This is a genomic window from Brachyspira hampsonii (assembly GCF_001746205.1).
Lineage (GTDB): Bacteria > Spirochaetota > Brachyspiria > Brachyspirales > Brachyspiraceae > Brachyspira > Brachyspira hampsonii_B.
On sequence record NZ_MDCO01000001.1, the window covers coordinates 417314 to 437544 of the forward strand.

15 protein-coding genes are annotated in these 20231 nt (G+C 27.7%); 9 read left to right on the forward strand and 6 right to left on the reverse strand.

Features of this window, described 5'->3' with window-relative positions; all coding sequences use genetic code 11:
- The first annotated feature begins 6 nt into the window (after nt 1-6).
- Complete coding sequence (locus tag BFL38_RS01885) at nt 7-822, forward strand: nucleotidyltransferase-like protein (protein ID WP_069725467.1); 816 nt, start codon at nt 7-9, stop codon at nt 820-822.
- Nucleotides 823-934: 112 nt separating this feature from the next.
- The gene (locus BFL38_RS01890; protein WP_069725468.1) at nt 935-3022 is read left to right on the forward strand and encodes a glutamine synthetase III family protein; all 2088 of its coding nucleotides are present in this window, start codon (nt 935-937) and stop codon (nt 3020-3022) included.
- Nucleotides 3023-3094: 72 nt separating this feature from the next.
- Here the strand turns inward: BFL38_RS01890 and BFL38_RS01895 are convergent, their stop codons facing one another.
- Genes BFL38_RS01895 through BFL38_RS01905 form a run of 3 tightly spaced genes read right to left on the reverse strand, consistent with a single transcriptional unit; the run spans nt 3095 to nt 6297 of the window.
- Nucleotides 3095-4114 carry a helix-turn-helix transcriptional regulator gene (locus BFL38_RS01895; protein WP_069725469.1) on the reverse strand — a complete coding sequence of 340 codons (1020 nt, stop codon included), beginning with the start codon at nt 4112-4114 and terminating at the stop codon, nt 3095-3097.
- Between the two features lie 15 nt (nt 4115-4129).
- The gene (locus BFL38_RS01900) at nt 4130-5257 is read right to left on the reverse strand and encodes a hypothetical protein (RefSeq protein WP_069725470.1); all 1128 of its coding nucleotides are present in this window, start codon (nt 5255-5257) and stop codon (nt 4130-4132) included.
- A complete protein-coding gene (locus BFL38_RS01905) occupies nt 5248-6297 on the reverse strand; it encodes a DUF1385 domain-containing protein (protein ID WP_069725471.1) in 1050 nt (349 codons plus the stop codon). Before BFL38_RS01905 ends, BFL38_RS01900 begins: the two co-directional genes overlap by 10 nt.
- Nucleotides 6298-6414: 117 nt before the next feature.
- Between BFL38_RS01905 and BFL38_RS01910 the strand changes: the two genes are divergently transcribed.
- The 3 genes from BFL38_RS01910 (at nt 6415) to BFL38_RS01920 (ending at nt 9498) form a co-directional block, all read left to right on the forward strand.
- Nucleotides 6415-6822: a hypothetical protein gene (locus BFL38_RS01910; RefSeq protein WP_069725472.1), complete on the forward strand. Its 408-nt coding sequence runs from the start codon at nt 6415-6417 to the stop codon at nt 6820-6822.
- Nucleotides 6823-7177: 355 nt separating this feature from the next.
- Nucleotides 7178-8467, forward strand: coding sequence for an MFS transporter (locus tag BFL38_RS01915; protein WP_069725473.1), 1290 nt, complete (start codon nt 7178-7180; stop codon nt 8465-8467).
- Entirely contained in the window at nt 8464-9498 is a 1035-nt protein-coding gene (locus BFL38_RS01920; protein ID WP_069725474.1) for a sugar phosphate isomerase/epimerase family protein, read from the forward strand. The genes BFL38_RS01915 and BFL38_RS01920 overlap by 4 nt, the downstream gene beginning before the upstream one ends.
- A gap of 69 nt (nt 9499-9567) precedes the next feature.
- On the opposite strand, the gene BFL38_RS01925 is transcribed toward BFL38_RS01920, so the two are convergent.
- Nucleotides 9568-10569 (reverse strand): NAD(P)H-dependent glycerol-3-phosphate dehydrogenase, encoded by a 1002-nt coding sequence (locus BFL38_RS01925; protein ID WP_069725475.1) that lies wholly within the window; start codon nt 10567-10569, stop codon nt 9568-9570.
- A 98-nt stretch (nt 10570-10667) separates the two neighbouring features.
- The gene (locus tag BFL38_RS01930) at nt 10668-11234 is read right to left on the reverse strand and encodes a TetR/AcrR family transcriptional regulator (RefSeq protein ID WP_069725476.1); all 567 of its coding nucleotides are present in this window, start codon (nt 11232-11234) and stop codon (nt 10668-10670) included.
- 452 nt (nt 11235-11686) lie between these two features.
- Here BFL38_RS01930 and BFL38_RS01935 point away from each other — a divergent pair, with 452 nt between their 5' ends.
- The 3 genes from BFL38_RS01935 (at nt 11687) to tsaD (ending at nt 17522) form a co-directional block, all read left to right on the forward strand.
- On the forward strand, nt 11687-13192 hold the full coding sequence (locus BFL38_RS01935; RefSeq protein WP_069725477.1) for a TolC family protein: 1506 nt from the start codon (nt 11687-11689) through the stop codon (nt 13190-13192).
- Nucleotides 13193-13254: 62 nt separating this feature from the next.
- A complete protein-coding gene (locus BFL38_RS01940) occupies nt 13255-16428 on the forward strand; it encodes an efflux RND transporter permease subunit (protein ID WP_069725478.1) in 3174 nt (1057 codons plus the stop codon).
- A 71-nt stretch (nt 16429-16499) separates the two neighbouring features.
- Nucleotides 16500-17522 (forward strand): tRNA (adenosine(37)-N6)-threonylcarbamoyltransferase complex transferase subunit TsaD, encoded by a 1023-nt coding sequence (gene tsaD, locus BFL38_RS01945; protein WP_069725479.1) that lies wholly within the window; start codon nt 16500-16502, stop codon nt 17520-17522.
- Between the two features lie 212 nt (nt 17523-17734).
- Here the strand turns inward: tsaD and purB are convergent, their stop codons facing one another.
- Nucleotides 17735-19027 carry an adenylosuccinate lyase gene (purB, locus tag BFL38_RS01950; protein WP_008729345.1) on the reverse strand — a complete coding sequence of 431 codons (1293 nt, stop codon included), beginning with the start codon at nt 19025-19027 and terminating at the stop codon, nt 17735-17737.
- A gap of 154 nt (nt 19028-19181) precedes the next feature.
- Here purB and BFL38_RS01955 point away from each other — a divergent pair, with 154 nt between their 5' ends.
- Nucleotides 19182-20204, forward strand: coding sequence for a threonine aldolase family protein (locus BFL38_RS01955; protein WP_069725480.1), 1023 nt, complete (start codon nt 19182-19184; stop codon nt 20202-20204).
- The last annotated feature ends 27 nt before the right edge of the window (nt 20205-20231 follow it).

Below are 20231 nucleotides of genomic sequence, written 5' to 3' on the forward strand. Positions count from 1 at the left end.
TAAAAAATGAAAGAATATATAGATTTATATGATTATATAAATAAATGGGTAAGCGGTTTTACAGCTTACCCATACTATAAAATAGAAAAAAAATTGGATTTTATATCCAAATTAATATCAACTCATAAGCAGTTTAATAATATTTCTATTATTCCAACTGGTTCAAAACGAAACAGAACAGATGTAACTTACATGGAATATCTTAATGTTTTTTTAATATTAGATGATAATAACAATGCATCTGATACTAGAAAATTCAAATCTTCTATTTTGGAATTAATCAAAAATGATGATTTATATTCAAATAAAGTTAATGTTACATCATCATCTTTAATTTTAGAATATGAAAATGAAAAAATTGTATTAATACCATCGTTTAAAAATTTAGATAATAATGTTGAAGGTGCTTTGGTTACAGATAGTAATGAAAAAAATGAAATTTTCTATCCAAAACTAGATAATAAAAATTTTGATAAAAAAGAACATAACTGCGGATCCAATTTTATTAATTTAATAAAAATATTCAAACATATATTCCTTACTTTCTCTTCTGAAATTAAATATATTAATGAACTTACTCCGCCTATAATAGAAGCTCTTATATGGAATTTGCCCGATAAATACTTTAACTTTAATAATTATGATGATGCTATATTAAAGACTATTGAATATATTTATGAAAGGATTGCAAGCAGTGATTATATGTCCCTTTCCGAAATTAATGATATAAAAGTTTTGTTTTCAGCTAGGAATAATATAGATAGAAAAGAATTATTAAAAGCATTATATAAACTGAAACAATTAATACATGAAAACTTGTAAAATTCTTATTTTTTTCTTATAACTCTTAATAGTAATATTGAATTAATTTAAAGTAATGATATAATATTGCATTATAATTTTTATAATAAATTTCTTAGGAGAAATATATAAAATGAAAAAAATACCAGAAATTTTTGGTAGTATGGTTTTTAATGATAATGTTATGAAAGATAAACTCCCTAAAGACATTTACAAAAAACTTATAAAAACCATAAAAAATGGAGAGCGTTTAAATTTAGAAGTTGCTAATGTAGTAGCTCATGCTATGAAAGAATGGGCTATAGAAAAAGGGGCTACTCATTTTACTCATTGGTTTCAACCTATGACAGGTGTAACTGCAGAAAAACATACTAGCTTTATAGCTCAAACAGATGACGGTGCAACTCGTATGGAGTTTACCGGTAAAGAATTAGTTCAAAGCGAGCCAGATGCTTCTAGTTTCCCTTCAGGAGGATTAAGAGCTACATTTGAAGCAAGAGGATATACAGCATGGGATCCTACTTCTTATGCTTTCATTAAAGATGATACTTTATGCATACCTAGTGCTTTTTGTTCATATAGCGGTGAATCTTTAGATAAAAAGACTCCCCTACTTCGTTCAATGCAGGTTATAGAAAAGGAAGCAAAAAGAATATTGAAACTTTTCGGACATAATAATGTTAATAGGGTATTTACAACTGTTGGTGCAGAACAGGAATATTTTTTAATAGACAGAGAACTATATTTAAAAAGACCTGATTTAAGATACTGTAAAAGAACCTTATTTGGTGCTTGTCCGCCTAAAGGTCAGGAATTAGAAGATCATTATTTCGGTGCTATTAAACCTAGAGTGCTTGCCTTCATGAAAGAACTTGATATTGAGCTTTGGAAACTAGGTATAGTTGCTAAAACAGAACATAATGAGGTAGCTCCAGGTCAGTATGAATTAGCTCCAGAGTTTACTATTACAAATATGGCGACCGACCAAAACCAAATTACAATGGAGCTTATGAAGGTAATAGCTGAAAAACATAATTTAGCTTGTATACTTCATGAAAAACCTTTTTCAGGTGTAAATGGAAGCGGTAAGCACAATAATTGGTCTATAGCAACAGATACAGGTATGAATCTATTAGATCCTACAGATAATCCTGCCAAAAATAAACAGTTTTTGCTATTTTTAGTAGCTATAATTAAAGCTATTGATGAATATCAGGACTTACTTAGAGTTACAACTGCAAGTGCAAGCAATGATCACAGACTTGGTGCTTCTGAAGCTCCTCCTGCTATTATATCAATGTTTCTTGGTGATGAATTAACTGAAGTGATTGAATCTATGGAACATTCCAAAGATTATGAGGGAAAAGGAAAGGTTGAAATGGAAATGGGAGTTAATTCTTTAGCAAGACTCACTAAAGATTCTACTGATAGAAATAGAACTTCTCCTTTAGCATTTACAGGAAATAAATTTGAATTTAGAATGGTAGGCTCAAGTCTTTCAGTATCAGGACCTAATATAATATTAAATACAATAGTTGCTGAAGCTTTATCGCAGTTTGCTGATATATTAGAAAAGTCTTCAAATTTTGAAAAAGATTTAGATGAACTTATAAGAGATACTATTAAAAAACATAAAAGAATAATTTATAATGGAAATAATTATTCTGATGAATGGGTAAAAGAAGCTGAAAAAAGAGGATTATTTAATCTGAAGACAACCCCAGAAGCATTGCCTCATTTTATATCTCAAAAAAATATAGATGTATTAACAAAACATAAAGTGCTAACAGAAGCTGAAATACATTCAAGATATGAAATAGGAATGGAAGAGTATGTTAAAGAAATTAATATAGAAGCTCTTACATTAATAGACATGGTTTATAAGCATATACTTCCTTCTTCTATGGAGTACACCGGAGAGCTTGCGGATATTGCTGATAAGAAAAATAATTTAAAAGTAAACTTTGATGTTGAAAGTGATTTAATTAATAAACTTAACAAACTTATTTCAGATTTATACAGTAAATTGGCAAAATTAGAAGAATACATTTCAGAAGGTAAAAAAATTACAGATGTTTCAAAATCTGCTAATTTTTCACGAGATAAAATATTTGCATGTTTAGAAGATATGAGAGTTACAATAGATGAATTAGAAAGAACAGTTTCTAAAAAATATTGGAAACTTCCAACTTATGGGGATATGCTTTATAGTTTATCATAAATAGTAAGTTAAATAATAAAAGCAGGTATAAATTATTTACCTGCTTTTTTATTTTTTATAATATAAATTTTTTTATTCACCTTGCATTACAGATAAAGCATTATTCAAATGTTCTATAAACTCTTTATTAAATTTTTCTGGTGATATTATCTTAAAAGAACCTAGCCAAGGACTTAAAAATATTCTTAATTCTGTAAAAGATGAAAAATCAAAATTAACTATTATAGAACCATCTTTTAATGTATTTTTTATTTTTTGATTGAATCCGTAATCTCTATTTTTAAAATAATGAGCAACATCAGAATTAAAACGAATAGTAGTTTTTGTTAATTCATTATCACTCCAATATATACTTCTTTTTTTCTCTATTAATTTTATCAATTTTTCTCTATTATTAATTCTGTTTTTATATTCTTTATAATACTCTTCTTTTTCTTTATTACTATTAAATTTTAATTTCTGCATTACTTCTATATTAGATATACTAGTTATAGAATAAGTTTTTATCTTTTTATATTTTTTATCATAAGCAACTAAATACCATATACCCTGAAAATAATAAATAAGATATGCTATAGCTTTAACTTTATAATTAATATTACTGCTTTGAATATAATAATCAAAATTTATATCATTTAAATCTTTAACACATGAAAGTAATTTTTCTATACTTTCACTATCGCCGGATATATTATTTATCTCATTATTTGAAATTACAATAACATCATAATAATCATCATCTATATTTTGAGGTAATAATTTAGATATTGTTGAATGAGGTATAAAAGATAAATTTGAACTTACCTTTTTCATAAATACAGAAAATAGTATATCTATATTTTTTTTAAGATTATCATTATCAAAATGAAAACCTCTTTTTAATTTCTTTAAATCTTCTTTTTTTAAAGTATATCTGTCATTTTCTAAAATCAGCTCTATTTGTAAATATAGCTGTATTTCTTCTATATCTCTTTGAAATGTTCTTAAAGAAATATTATTCTGATACATAAGTTTATTTTTATCTATTAACCCATCTAACATTAATGAAGTATATAATTCAAATAACCTTTCAAATTTCTTTTTATCTGACATATATAATATCCTTTTTTAAAATACACTATGTACAAATTCTTTAACGGCATTGCCATTAATATTAAACTGCTCATTATTTACAGTAAAATATCCGTCCAATACTCCTTTAGTAGTTTCCATATCTATCTTATTGAAACCTCCAAAAGAATCGTATAAATAATTTCCTGTAACTGTAAATACAAAACTGAATCCTTCTTCTTTAGAATAATAATCTATAACATCTTTATATTCATGCGATTCAAAATTTTTATATACATACCATTTTTTATTAAATAGAAATTTAATAATTTTTGAATTTTGCGATTCAGGTTTAGAATCATAAATAAATACAGGAATAGGTTCTGTATTATAAGAAGTATAAACTAAAGCAGCCGTAATATTATGAGTATATCTTGAAGGATTTCTCCCAACTGTATTAATAGCTATAACTGAACTCGTATCCGTTATAGCATTTTCACTTCCCGGAACAACTAAATATCCGCTAGGAATACCATAATAAAATGCTGTATATAATGCTCTATTATATTTCCAATTTACCATAGAAGCTGTAAAATTAGTAAATTTAAATGAATATTCAGCATTAATCAAATTGCTTATAAAAGATTTTACATTTATCTTAGTATTATAAAAACTTGGAATTTCAATATTGAATTCACCAACATTTTTTTTAAATTGAGCTCTCACAAAATTATCATAAAAATCTAAAAAATCTTTTTCCTTTTCTTTTATAATAAAAGACTGAGAATCTCCATCGAGTATATTAAAAGCATAATAAGAAAAATATCTCTTTAATCCATATTTATAAAGTTTCCAAAATATTATATGATTATCATGAAATAAATATAAATATAAATTTTCTACCATATCCTCATTTATATGTATAGATTTTGGAATACTAGTAAAATCTCCTGTATAATATATACCATTGTTATTAGTAATAGAGACTGTATTAGCATCAAGTAAAGGAGTGTCATTTCTCATATATGATTTTGAAGGAACTATCCTATAATTAATATGCACAAAAATAATTATAGATAATAAAATGAATATAAGAGCTGCTATAATAAAAATATATTTTTTTATATAGCTTGAAGAATATTCATAATAATTATCGTTTGCTATAAGCCTCTTTTTTATACGCATAATCTTTCTTCTGCTATATTATCATTATTTTCCAAGACTTTTTTCATATCAGCCTGCACTTCTTCTTCAGTTCTTTTTTCGATTGATGTATCTAAAAGTTTAGATAAGGCAAATAATGCTACTTCTATTTCATCATCTTGAGGTCTTCTAGTAGTTATTTTTTGAAGAGCTAACCCCGGAAGTATAGCAAGTCTCATTAGAGGAAAATTATAAAATTTAAATCCTAATTTTAGTATTTCATAAGATATACCAGAAACTATAGGAAGCAAAATTATATTGATAGCAAGCACAGTTAAATTTCCAATTATTTTAGGCGGAGTATACGAAGCATATATATATGTATATACAAAATAGCTTGTAAACATATAAAGCAGAATTGAAACTGTTAATACTAAAAACATAAAAGTAGTACCGCATCTAGGGTGTATAGTAGTATAATCTCTAATATTCCCTGAATCAGGATCTAGTCCATGCTCATAAGCATTAACAACCATATGTTCTGCACCATGATATTCAAATACCCTTTTTATATCTTTAAAAAATGATATTACAAGAAGATATAAAACAAATATAGACAATTTTATGCATCCTCTCACTAGATTAAATACAATAAAATTGCTTTTTTCATCTATTCCTATAAGTGTAGTTATAAAATAAGGTAAGGCAATAAAAAGCCCAACTGCAAATGCCAAAGATACTAACATACTCAAAGTCATAGCTATACTTTCACTTTTTTCCGATTTAGGCTTATTATCTTTTTTATTATTTTCTTCTTCAATACCTGCAGTATTTGCAGAAAATACCAAAGTTTTATATCCTAATTTCATCATATCAATAAAATTGACAACACCTCTAATGAAAGGCAATTTACTTAATTTGTTTTTATTTTCAGTAATAGCAGCTTTAATAAAGTCTATTTGTTTATCGGGCTTTCTAACCGCAACTACATAATGGCTTTTGTTTCTAAGCATTATACCTTCTATAACCGCCTGCCCGCCTACTCCTTCCTTAATTCTATTTTCATCTAATTTTTTATTCAAAATATGTATCCTCATTTATTTTTAATATTAAAGTAAAGTATATAATATACTAAATGCAATATTCTTTCAAGTATAAAAAAACTTGAATTTATAAAAATAATTTATATATTATACAGTATGAAATATATATTAATTGTTTTATCTATATTAATTTTTATATCATGTAAAAGTACAAATACTCAAATGGCCGCTATACCAGAAGAAATACATAATAAGGATACAACTTCTTTACCTAAAGCCATTACATTAAGGGATAGAGCTGGATATTATAAGAGCAAAAGTCCGTATTTTACTTTTAATATTGACTTAAAAGAGAATGGTTATGCTAATGTTGTATTAAAGGGCTGGATGGTTTATAGGGGGCTTGTAAAAGTTGGTGATCCTAATTCTGAAGCTAAAAAATTTAGATTAGATATAGATAATATAACTTATGTAATACTAGAGTTTAAAGATTTAGATAATGCCAGAGCTTCTGTGATATTAAAAGGAGTTGTACAGCAGTCTCTTGATATGACTAAAATATAATATTTCATACTTTTTTCATAAAATAAATTTGACAAACTAATAATTTTAACTATATTAAATAATATAGGATTATTATTTATGTTCAACAGTCAACAGTCAACAGTCAACAGTCAACAGTCAACAGTCAACAGTCAACAGTCAACAGTCAACAGTCAACAGTCAACAGTCAACAGTCAACAGTCAACAGATTTTTTATATAAATTAAATAAAAACTTAAATTATAGTGTATTTTATTGTATACATTTCTATTATAAGTATTTTTGTATAAAAAATAAACTTTCTATTAATCATACAAAATCAAATATTATTTCAGATAAATCCAATTTATCATAATAAATAAAAATAAGGAGTACTTATGTCAAAAGAAGAAAAAGCTGTAAAAAATAGTTTTAAGAAATGGTTCACATTCTGTGTTCTGGTATTTGGAGGCGGAACTGTATTTAAATTGTCATCTTTAAAAGATGCATTTTATGTACCTATGCAGGAATTTATGAATTTAACTCATACACAAATAGGATTTGCTTTATCTGTTTACGGACTTGTACAAACCATAGGTAATTTCTTTTCTATTTACATATCTGATAGATTTTCTAAAAGAATATTAATACCTGTTGGACTTATTGGTGTTGGTTTAGTAGGATTATATATGTCTACATTTCCGCCATATTACGGTATATTGATTTCTTGGGGATTATTATCATTATTTGGTGAAGTTATATATTGGCCTGTATTATTGAAATCTGTAAGATTATTAGGTGATAGTAATGAACAAGGGAGATTATTTAGTTTCTTAGAAGCTGGAAGAGGTATTGTGGATGTAGTTATCGCTTATAGTGCTTTAGGTGTGTTTACATTATTAGGCTCTGGTTCTGCAGGATTGAGAGGCGGTATAATATTCTTCTCTGCTGCTGTTATAGTAGCTGGAATATTATCATACATATTATTAGAAGATGATGTTGTAAAATTAGAAGATGAAAGCGGAAATAAAGTTTCAAGAGATAAGGTAGCTATACAGGGTGTTATAAAAGCAATAAAAAGTTTAGAAATCTGGGTAGTTTCATTAACAATATTTAGCGTATATTCTGTATATTGCGGTTTAACTTATTTTATACCATTTCTAAAAGATATATACAGTATACCTGTGGCTTTAGTTGGGGCTTATGGTGTAATAAATCAATATGGATTAAAAATTGTAGGAGGTCCTATAGGTGGTGTATTATCAGATAAAGTGTTCCACTCGCCTACTAAATATTTAAGATTTGCATTTTTCTTATCTGCTATTGCAATAATAGGATTTACATTTATTCCGCATGGACAATTCAATCCTTATATAGGTATGGTTCTTACATTAAGTTATGGTGCTATAATATTTTCTATGAGAGCAGTATTTTTTGCTCCTATTGATGAAGTAAAAGTACCTAGAGAAATATCAGGTGCTGCTATGTCTATAGCTTGTATATTTGGATATTCACCTCAAATGTTTGCTTTTGCATTATATGGAAATATATTAGATAATAATCCCGGATTTGCAGGATATAGAATAGTATTTTTTATAATGGCAGGTTTTTCAGTACTTGGTATATTAATATCTAGTTTACTTTTATCAATGATTAAAAGAAGAGAAAAATTAGGAGTTCAAGAATGAAATTAGGTTTAGAAACAGAAAGTTATCATTTATTCTTTCAAAATAAAAGAATGAATATATTTGATTTTATTAATAAAACAAGTGAGCTTGGTTTAGACGGTGTTCAAATTAATATAATAAAAGACTATAATTTAGATCCTAATTGGGGAACTTTAGAAACAGATGAAATTAATCATTTGAAAAAAGTTAGAGCATTATGTGATAAATTAGGATTATATATAGAAGTAGATACAAAAGGAATAGAGTTTGAGCATTTGGAAAAAGTTCTGAAAGTAGCTCATATATTAGATGCAGAAGTTGTAAGAACATATATTCCAACGAAGGATCCTGTAATATCTGAAGAATCTGGGGCAGGCGGCAAATATGATCCGGCCAAGGTTAGACAATATTTTGATACTTCAATATACGAAGAAGCAATACCTAAATTAGAAAAAATTATACCTATTTTAAAAAAATATAGGATCAAAATAGCTTTAGAAAATCATGAATATGAAACTTCTAAAGAATTAGTTTGGGTTGTTGAAAAATTATCAAGTCCTTGGATAGGTTTATTATTTGATTTTGGAAATTCTATGATGGCTTGGGAAGATCCGATAGAAGCTGCTAATAATATGGCTCCATATACATTCTCAACACATGCTAAAGATCATATTATAATAGAAGATCCTGAAGATGTTTATAAATATGTTGTATGCGGAATACCTATAGGTGAAGGTAATTTAGATATAAAAAAAATATATGATATTTTATATAATAAATCTCCTCTAAAAAGAATTAATATAGAATCATGCCACCCATATTGTGCACAGTTTAAAAGAGCTCCAGGTGTAGGTGGAGTAGATAAAGTAGGAGAAAATGCATTTAAAATACATCCTCAGCCTTATCCATACAATGAAATAAAGCCTTTAGAATACTATTATCCTCAAGAAATTTCTAATGAATATTTGGAAAAACTTCTTAAGGATCAAGATGAAGGCTTAAAAAGATCTGTAAAATATCTTAAAGATATAAGAGATTCATATTTAAATTAATACTGTATTTCTAATTAAGATAAAAGGAGATGCTATCATAGTATCTCCTTATTTTTTATAATATACTAATTAAAAGAATCCTTCGCTCTTAGCTTCTTTACTCATAAGTTCTGTTACTGTATTTTTTATATTAGCATTATTGAATAGTATATTATATATTGCTTCTGTTATGGGCATGTAAATACTATTTTTTTTAGCATATTCATAAGCTGCAGTAGTAGCATATACTCCTTCAGCAACCTGCCCATGACTTTCAGCTGTTACCTCTTGATATTTTTTACCTTTAGCAAGTTCTCTTCCTAATCTATTGTTTCTGCTAAGTCCGCTGGAACAAGTAACTATTAAATCTCCTATTCCAGAAAGTCCATACATAGTATCTATTCTAGCACCTTTACTCAAAGCAAATCTTACTATTTCATGCAGTCCTCTTGTTATAAGAGCAGCCTTTGTATTATCTCCAAGATGAAGTCCGTCTACTATACCGCCTGCAATAGCTATAATATTTTTTAAAGCCCCACCTATTTCAACACCTTTCTGGTCTGTAGAATTATATATTCTAAACTTTGGAGGAACTGTTAAAGTATCTCTTACATATTCAGAAACGCCTTTTTCACCTCCCACAACTACTGCAGTAGGCACTCCCTTAGCAGCTTCTTCAGCATGAGATGGTCCTGAAAGTGTAAGTATTGATAAATCGCCTGATATTATGCTTCTAGCTACTTCGCTCATAGTTTTACCTGTTTTTCTATCAAGTCCCTTAGTTGCAGATACCAATATTTGCTCATTGCTTATATAAGGCTCTATATTTGTACAAGCTTCAGCAAAAGCAAATGAAGGAGTTACTATTATCACTATCTCACTATCATTCACTGCCTCTCCTACATCTGTTGTAAATTTGATGCTTCTATTTAATTCTATATTCTCCAAATAATTATCATTTCTATATGAAGTGCTTAATAATTTGTAACTGCTTTCACTATGAACCCATACTTTAATATTATGTTTTTCAGAGAAAATATTTGCAAGAGCAAGTCCCCAACCTCCTGCCCCTATAATACCTATATTTGCCATAATCTGCCCTACTTCATTTTATAATATAGTATATATTAGTATACATAAAAAATAATTATTATCAATATAAAAATTAAAAATATTATGTAAACTATATTTTATTTAAGAGATTTATCCAATAATTCACATATATTATTTAGTAAATCCTCTTTTTTTATTTTTTTATTATTGTCATCTTTAACCCAGCGAAGTATTACAGAAACTAAAGCACCAGAAAAAAACTGCGACATAATTTTTGTTTTTTCAATATCATCACCTTTCATAGTTTCATCTAAGTAGTCTATGAATATTTTGTATAATGATGAAATAAATAATGATGTATTATTATAGTCTATTAATGATATATTAAAATATTGTTTATTATCATCGAAGTAATTAATAACTTTTTCTAATATTTTTCTATAGTTCTTTCTAAAATCGTATATAGAGTTATCCTTTCTTAATTCTTTTATGATATCCTCTTTTATATCATCTATAATAGAATTTAAAAGTTCTTCTTTATTATTAAAATGATCATAAAATGTAACTCTATTTACTAGTGCATGTTCGCATATCTCTGTTACGCTTATATCTTTTAATGAATTGCTTTTTAAAAGTTCAAGTAAGGATTCTTTTAAAAGTTTTTGAGTTTTTATAATTCTTAAATCTTTTTTATCATTTTTCATGTATAAAGTATGCCATATATTTCAATAAAAATAAAGTTTATAATAAAAATGTTTTGCAATTTTTATATAATAAATATTATTGCATTAGTGTACTTCCTAAGGCTAGTATAAATAAAATTAGTTTTAGACTTATTTCAATACTACTTGAAAAGATTATGTATAAAATTTAGTAATTTATAAATTATAAAAATAATGTTTTATATGTTGTATAATTTATTGTTTTAGTATATAAATATCATTAAGTATTTATATAAATAAGAATATATTGATAAAAATTCAAATCATAAAAACTATTGTATAATATATTAAGATGTTTATATAAAAAAATTAAAATATATATAATTTACAAAAAATTAAAAATGTAGTTTATCATACAATAGTAATTTTATTGTACTTGATAAAAAAACTAAAAATAATAAAATGTATACAATATTTTTAATAGGTGTTATAAAGTGTTAAGGAAATTGATATATATTATTATTTTACAGTCAGTTTTTTTTAATTTTTTTATTTTTGCTCAAACTAATAACAATATAGTACTTCCATATACTCAATACATGGAGAGAATAAAAATCTTAATACCAGAGATGAAATTAACAGCATCTCAAGAAAGTAATGCATATAATAATTTAACTAAAGCAAAAAGCTCAGGCGATGTAAAGTTCGATTTGCAGGCTGGTGCTATAGGAAAGCAAAGTCATTTTGATGAATATAGTTTTTTACCAACATCAGATTTTAGTTATAATGGTTTTAGAATAGGTGCAGGTTTCAGCGGACTTATACCCTACTCAGGAACTAGATGGTCTGTAGAAATTAAGCATGACAGTTTTTTTGGTGATTTCAAAACAGGAGATATTTCTCTTCCTGTAGATACTCCATTTGGTACAGTAAATGGCAAATTGCCGAATATGAGTACCAATGATTTTAAATACTATTCTCCAAGCATAAGAATACAAATAGCTCAGCCAATACTTAGAGACTTTTTCGGAAAACTAGACAGATACCCAATTAAAGATGCAGAATATCAGCTTACTATAGCTAAGTTAAAAAGAATGATAGATGATAACAGCGTATTAACCTCTTATCAGAAAATATATTATCAATGGATAATGGCAAGAAAATTAATAGCTTTGTATGATGCGATGATTAGAGAAGCAAGAAGTTTTGAAAATCAGGTATATAGAAGATATTCAAGCGGAGTTATAGATAATGACTCATATCAGAATGCAAGAAGACAAACTTTGAAATATATAGAAGCAAAAGATAAATCAGAATTGATGCTAAAAAAAATTATAAGAAATATAAAGTTCTTCATACCAGAAGAGAATATTATACCAAACGAAGATGATTGGACTCAGACTCTTGAAACTTCTATTAATGCCAAAGTGGATATAGTGCCTTTTTTAGAAAGTGCTCAGGGACAAATGGCTTATCAATTAAAACTAAGAAGCGAATATGCACTCTCTATAATGAAAAATAATGCATTGCCGGACTTATCAATAGTAGGAAGCGTATCATTATCAAGTTTGGACGACAGCGGGTATTTTAAATCTTTTTCTACTATGACAAATGTTGATTATTTTGTAGGTCTTATGTTTTCTTATCCTATAGGCGGACGAGATGCCAAAGCTAAAATGGAAGATGCTTATGCTGCTTTGAATGCTGTTACTGCTGACTTTGACAGAGTGAATAGGGATTTTGATGTGCAGATAGGTACTTATTATGATGAGTTTGAAGCGTATAAAAAAATGCTTGAAAACAAAAAATTAGAAGTTAATGCTATAGTATCAAGAATAAATACTCAAAATGCCAAATTCAGACAGGGGCGTTTACCTATAGATGAGATAATAAATGCTAGGCTTGATTTAGCACAGGCAAGAGCAGAGCTTTTAAATCTTGAATATATGATAATAAGTACTGTAATGGACTATAATTCTCTGGTGCTTCTTAGTAATTAGCGAATTATTAGTTTTATTAAAAAAAACAATAATAAATTAATTTTGTGTTGGAAAAATAATATATGAATAAAATTATAGAACTATTTGCAAAAAACAGATTATTAGTTAATGTAATCATTTTAATAACTTTAGCAGTTGGAATATACTCTTATCTTAATATAAAAAAAGAGGCATTTCCATCTACAAACTTTGATGTTATGATAGTGCAGGTTATATACCCTGGAGCTTCTCCAGAAGATGTTGAACAATATGCTATGATACCAATAGAAGATGAGCTTCAGACTATAGCTGGTATTGATGAGTTTTATTCTATAATAATAGAAAATGCAGGAATACTTACTATAAGAATAGATATGAATTTAAAAGATTCAAGACCTGTAAAAGATGAAATATTTAGAAGACTTCAGAATGCTCCTAATGTATCAAAAGATGTTTCAGAAATCAAAATTTTTGAAGCCAATGCAAACAGAATGCCTATATACAATTTGGGTATAAGATTTAAAGAAGGACAGGAAGGAAGCGAACAAGAACTTTATGATATATCAAAAAGGTTCGAAAAAGAATTAAAATATGTAGACGGAGTTGCAAATATAGAAGTATACGGAAGAACAGACCCAGAAATACAAATACTAGCTGATCCTTATAAATTAAGAGAATACTATACTTCATTAACCGAAATCATACAGGCATTATCTTTAAGAAATATACGCTCTACAAGCGGAAGTATGAAGCCTTCGGAAAGTGATAACTTAGAAGATAAAAATAAACTTCTTGTTACTACAGGGCAATTTCAAGACCCTTTATCTATTACAAATGTTATAGTGCGTTCTATATTTAACGGACAGCCTGTAAGAATTGGAGATATTGCAAGAGTTGAAGAATTATTCGTCGATAAAAGTGTGTATATGAGAGTTAATAGTAAGCATGGATACTCTATAAATATAATAAAAAAAGAAGATGCTGATATATTAAAAACTATTGATAATGTTAATCAATATTTTGAAAAAAATAAATCTACCATTCCAAGCAATATAGAAATAGTTCCTATGGCTGATAACTCAAGAACTATTACAGACTTGCTTAATGCAGTTTCTTCAAATATTATAACAGGTTTTATCATCATATTTATAATACTTATAATATTTCTGGATTTTAAGAGTGCAGTATTCACTTCGCTTGGAATGCTTATAGTTATATCAGTTTCACTTATTTATATGACATATTCTGGAATTACTTTCAATATAATATCTCTCGGAGGAATCATAACCGTACTTGGTATGATAGTGGACAATTCTATAGTAGTGTCAGAAAATATTTTTAACTATCATCAAAGAGGTATAAGAGGTCTTGAAGCTACAAAAAATGCTGTAGGAGAAGTATTTATGCCTATGCTTGTTTCTACTCTCACAACAGTTGCATCATTTGCTCCTATAATATTTGTTACAGGTACTATGGGAAGATTAATTAATCAGTATCCTAGAGTTGTTATTGTGGCATTAGTAGTGAGTATTTTTCAGGCTGTTTTGCTTCTTCCAAATAACTTAATCACTAAAGAAGAACTAACAGGCGAACATAAAAGAAAAAGATTTAATTTTAAAAATCCGCTTGATTTTGATAAAGATAAATTATTTGATAAATTAAAAATTCCTTTTGTTAAGTTTTTAAGATTTACATTAAAGTTTAGGTATATTGTTCTTATATTTTTTATAGTTACATTGTTCATTACTCTTTTAATAGCAAAAGTAATATTTTCTAAGTTTACTTTAATTTATGATACAAGTGCTGATGTTATAGTAGTTAATATCGATACAGGTGTTGGAAGTTCTATATACAAAACAGAAAAATATCTTCAGCAAGTAGAAAATATTATATATGAAACAATAAATACCAATGATATAGTAGCAGTATACAGTTTACTTGGAAAGCAATTAGATAAAAATACTGTAGAAGTATCGGAAGAGATGGATAATCTTGCCGGTATTATGATATATTTAGTACCTGCTAATAACAGAGAAAAGATAGCTTATGATATAGCAGATGATTTAAATGCGGCTATAGAAAAAAGCACAATAAAAGATGAATTATCATTAATCACAGTAAATACTAAACTTCCTATAAATCCCGGAAAAGCAGTTGATATAAAGATAATAGGAAATGACACTGCTATGGTTAAAGAAGTAAAAGATAAAATGAAAGAGCATCTTTTAAGTTTAAATGGAGTGGTTAATTACGATGATGATGATAAAATAGGACAGGAAGAATTGAGAGTAATATTTGATTATGACAGAATGTCAGAACTTGGAGTTAATGTAGCTTATGCAGCAAGAGAATTAAGAGCGGCTTATGCTGGAATAGTAGCCACTTCAATTCAGCAGTTTGAAAATAAATTAGACTTCAGAGTAAGATTAGATAAAAAATATACTTATGACACTAATGTACTTAATAATCTTTATATACCGAATACATATAACAGACTCATACAATTAAAAGATATAGCACATATATATATCACAAACAATCAGTCAAGCATAAGACACTATAACGGTAAAAAATCTATAACTATGACTGCAGATCTTGAACAGGGAAAAAATACTGCCATACAAGTAACTTATGCAATGCAGGACTATTTTAATTCTATATCTAAAGATTATCCTAATATAAGCGTAGAGTTTGCAGGAGAGGTAAAAGAAACTAGAGGATCTATAATAGGTATTGCATGGGGATATTTAATTGCCATAATAGCTATATATGTAATACTTCTGCTTCAGTTTAATAAATTCGTTCAGCCTTTTATGATACTTGGTATAATACCTTTTGGAATAATCGGCGTTATACTTGGATTTGCAGCCCATAGAATGCCTATGTCATTTGTAGGTGCTGTTGGTATAGTTGGGCTTGCAGGAATTGTTGTGAATAATGGTATTATAATGGTTGATTTAATAAACAGAATACTTGAAGGAGGCAATATACATAACAAACAAGATGTATTAAATGCCGTTGTGGAAGGTGCAGGAGACAGATTCAGAGCCATATTTCTTACAACTGTAACTACAATATTCGGACTCCTTCCAACTGTTTATGGTATAGGAGGAAGTGCCGATTTAATCGTACCTATGGTTATGGCTATGGCTTACGGACTTTTATTTTCAGCACTTTTAACATTGATTCTTCTGCCTTGTCTTTTTATGATATCAGCAGATTTGAAGCTTATAAAAATAAATTATAAAGATAATTAAAAAATATACTATTTACAAATAATATAAAAAAATATATTATACTTTAAGATAAAATTAATATCGGAGATAAGATGAAAATATTAGGTATAGATACTTCATGCGATGATACTTCTGCGGCTATAGTTGAAGATGGAAAAAATGTACTTTCTTCAGTATTAAGCTCATCAATAGATGCCCACAAAGAATTTCAGGGAGTAGTTCCTGAAATTGCGGCAAGAAAACATTTAGAAGCTATACTATATGTCATAGATAAGGCATTAAAAGATGCAGACACTACTTTAAATGATATAGATTTATTTGCCGTTACTAACAGACCGGGGTTGTTAGGTTCCCTGCTTGTAGGGGTGGCAAGTGCAAAATCATTGGCATTTTCCTTAAATAAACCATTACTAGCCTTGGATCATATAGCAGCACATATTTATTCTCCTCACCTTACAAATGATATAGAGTTTCCTTATATAGCGTTAGTAGTATCCGGAGGACATACTATAATAACAGAAGTTCATGATTACGGTGAATATAAAGTTATAGGCACTACTTTAGATGATGCTGTTGGAGAGGCTTATGATAAAGTTTCAAAATTTTTAAATCTAGGATATCCGGGCGGACCTATAATAGACAGATTAGCTAAAGAAGGAAACAAAGAAGCAATAAAATATCCTATTGTATTATTAAATGGCATAGATGAATTTAATTTTTCATATAGCGGACTTAAAACAGCATGCGTTTACTCTACAAAAAAATATCTTAAAGAAGGATACGAAGCAACTAATGAAAATATAGCGGCAGCTTTTCAAATAAGTGCAATAGAACCTCTATATATTAAGACTTTAAAATATGCTGAAAAAAGCGGTATAAAAAGAGTTACATTATCTGGAGGAGTAGCATGCAATAGTTATTTGAGAGATAGATTTGGAAACTCTAAAGACTTTGAATGTTATCTTCCTGCTTTAAAATATACAACCGATAACGCGGCTATGGTTGCAGGGCTTGCTTACTATATGAAAGATAAACAGGATTTTGCTGATTATAATTTAGATTGCTTCTCAAGAGTTCTGAATAAAAAATATAATAAAAATAAAAGTGCTAAATAAGATTATAATTGAGTAGAAATTTATTTACTATAATCAATTATAAAATAGAGTTATTTAAAAACTAAATAAATGTTTTAGGTTATATTATTTTTATATATAAAATAATTTATTAATATGTTTTGAAACGAGTATAATTATTAAAATTAATGCAATAAAAAAGAATGATAACTAATTATTTTATAATCAATTATCATTCTTTTATTTAATTAAAATTATATTCCAAACCTTTTCATTATAACATCAATATTTCTTAAATAGTATGCATAATCAAAGCAGTCATCAATTTCCTGCGAGCTTAAATATTTTGTAATATCTTCATCTTTATGGACATTCTCTCTGAAGTCTTCATTATTTAGCCATCTTTTCATTGCATTTCTCTGCACCCATCTATAGGCATTATCTCTGTCAATGCCTTTATTAACTAAACTTATCAATATTCTTTGACTGAATATCAAACCGCCTGTTTTTTCAATATTAGCCTTCATAGCCTCTGGATATATTAAAAGTTTATCTACTATATCAATAAATTTATTAATAGCATAATCAACGGCAATAGTAGAATCTGGAAGTATAACACGTTCTACAGATGAATGGCTTATATCTCTTTCATGCCAAAGTGTAATGTCTTCCATAGAAGCCAATGCATTACCTCTTACAATTCTTGCTAGTCCAGATATTCTCTCGCAAGTTATAGGATTTCTTTTATGAGGCATGGCTGATGAACCTTTTTGTTTTTCGCTGAAATATTCCTCTGCTTCTCTTATATCTGTTCTCTGCAAATTTCTGATTTCTGTAGCAAATTTTTCTAATGAACTAGCCACTATTGCCAATGTAGTAAGGTACTGTGCATGCCTATCTCTTTGAATTATCTGAGTAGAGACTTTATCAGCTTCTATTCCTAGCTTTTTACAAACAATCTCTTCTATTCTAGGATCAATATTACTATAAGTACCTACTGCTCCTGATAGTTTACCTACAGAAACCTGTTTTTTAGCTTCCTCTACCCTTTTTATATTTCTTTCATTTTCATCATACCATAATATAAATTTTAATCCTAATGTCATAGGCTCAGCATGTATACCATGTGTTCTTCCTATACAAGGAGTATATTTATGTTCTTTTGCTCTTCTTAATAAAACCTCTGATAATCTTTTCAAATCATCAAGTATTATCTCAGCAGATCTTTTCATCATTACAGCCAATGCAGTATCTTTAACATCGCTTGAAGTTAAACCTTTATGTATATACTGTCCTCCTTCTCCTACATTTTCCTGAACGGCAGTTACAAATGAAATTATATCATGATTAGTTTCTTTTTCTATTTCGGCAATTCTCTCTACTGTAAAAGTTGCTTTTTCTTTAATATTTTTTACTGCCTCATGAGGAATCTCTCCTATTTCAGCCATAGCCTCACAAGCAGCAATTTCAACATCAAGCATAACCTGAAACTCATTTTGTAAGCTCCAAAGTTCTCCCATTTCTTTTCTAGTATATCTTTTTATCATAGATTATTTATCCTTAATATAAAAAATTATAAAATAATAAATTATTATAGATAAAATTATAAATTTTTCAATTATTTTTTAATAGTTGTAATTTACAAAAAAAGAATTAGAATTATTGCATTAAAATATTTTTTTAATATACGGAGCAATTAAAATGGAAATTTATGACTTAAGAAGCGATACTATTACAAAACCAAGCGAAGAAATGCGTAAAGCAATATACAATGCAGAATGCGGTGATGATGTTTATATGGAAGATCCTACAGTAAATAAACTTCAGGAAATTGCTTGTGATATAACAGGAAAAGAAAAAGCAATATTCGTTTCAAGCGGTACTATGGGTAATTTAATACCTATGATGATATTAGGAAGAAAAACTAGACAGGTACTTTTAGAAGAAGAGTCTCATATAATACATTATGAACTTGGAGGTGTTTCATCTTTGGCTGATATAATACCATTACCTGTTAAAGCTGAAAGAGGAATATTAACTAAAGATATTATTAAAGATTATTTAAAAGAACAGCCTTATTATATGTCATCTGTTAATATAGTAGAAGTAGAAAATACTCATAACAGACATGGAGGTTCTGTTTATCCTATAGAAATATTAAAAGAATTGCATGATTTCACTAAATTAAAAAATGTTCATCTTCATATGGACGGGGCAAGAGTTTTCAATGCATCTATAGCAAGCAAAGTATCTGTAAAAGAAATAGCTTCAAATACTGATTCAATAACTTTCTGTTTATCTAAAGGCTTAGGTGCTCCTATGGGTGCTATGATATGCTCTAATAAGGATTTTATTGATGAAGCATTTAGAATAAGAAAATTAATAGGAGGTGGAATGAGACAAATAGGACTTATGGCTGCTGCAGGAATATATGCTTTAGAAAATAATATACCGTCATTAGAGGAAGATCATCAAAAAGCAAAAAAAATAGCAAAAGCAATACTTGATTCTGGAATGGGAACTCTTAATTTAGAAAATGTAGAAACTAATATTGTAATAGCAGATACAGAAAAATCATCATCAGAAATATTGCTAAAACTTTTAGAAAAAGGAATCAAAGCAAGTTCTTTTGGTGATTATAAAATAAGATTTGTTACTCATAGAGATATAAGTATGGCTGAAATAGATAAAGTTTGCGAAATCATCAAAAGTTTAAAAATATAATTAAGAAACAATCTAATAAAAAAGAGT

What these genes read in the sequence shown, in the direction of transcription:
- BFL38_RS01885 (WP_069725467.1), top strand. Translation starts at nt 7, where the DNA reads ATGAAAGAATATATAGATTTATATGATTATATAAATAAATGGGTAAGC.
- BFL38_RS01890 (WP_069725468.1), top strand. Translation starts at nt 935, where the DNA reads ATGAAAAAAATACCAGAAATTTTTGGTAGTATGGTTTTTAATGATAAT.
- BFL38_RS01895 (WP_069725469.1), bottom strand. Translation starts at nt 4,114, where the DNA reads ATGTCAGATAAAAAGAAATTTGAAAGGTTATTTGAATTATATACTTCA.
- BFL38_RS01900 (WP_069725470.1), bottom strand. Translation starts at nt 5,257, where the DNA reads ATGCGTATAAAAAAGAGGCTTATAGCAAACGATAATTATTATGAATAT.
- BFL38_RS01910 (WP_069725472.1), top strand. Translation starts at nt 6,415, where the DNA reads ATGAAATATATATTAATTGTTTTATCTATATTAATTTTTATATCATGT.
- BFL38_RS01915 (WP_069725473.1), top strand. Translation starts at nt 7,178, where the DNA reads ATGTCAAAAGAAGAAAAAGCTGTAAAAAATAGTTTTAAGAAATGGTTC.
- BFL38_RS01920 (WP_069725474.1), top strand. Translation starts at nt 8,464, where the DNA reads ATGAAATTAGGTTTAGAAACAGAAAGTTATCATTTATTCTTTCAAAAT.
- BFL38_RS01925 (WP_069725475.1), bottom strand. Translation starts at nt 10,569, where the DNA reads ATGGCAAATATAGGTATTATAGGGGCAGGAGGTTGGGGACTTGCTCTT.
- BFL38_RS01930 (WP_069725476.1), bottom strand. Translation starts at nt 11,234, where the DNA reads ATGAAAAATGATAAAAAAGATTTAAGAATTATAAAAACTCAAAAACTT.
- BFL38_RS01940 (WP_069725478.1), top strand. Translation starts at nt 13,255, where the DNA reads ATGAATAAAATTATAGAACTATTTGCAAAAAACAGATTATTAGTTAAT.
- tsaD (WP_069725479.1), top strand. Translation starts at nt 16,500, where the DNA reads ATGAAAATATTAGGTATAGATACTTCATGCGATGATACTTCTGCGGCT.
- purB (WP_008729345.1), bottom strand. Translation starts at nt 19,027, where the DNA reads ATGATAAAAAGATATACTAGAAAAGAAATGGGAGAACTTTGGAGCTTA.
- BFL38_RS01955 (WP_069725480.1), top strand. Translation starts at nt 19,182, where the DNA reads ATGGAAATTTATGACTTAAGAAGCGATACTATTACAAAACCAAGCGAA.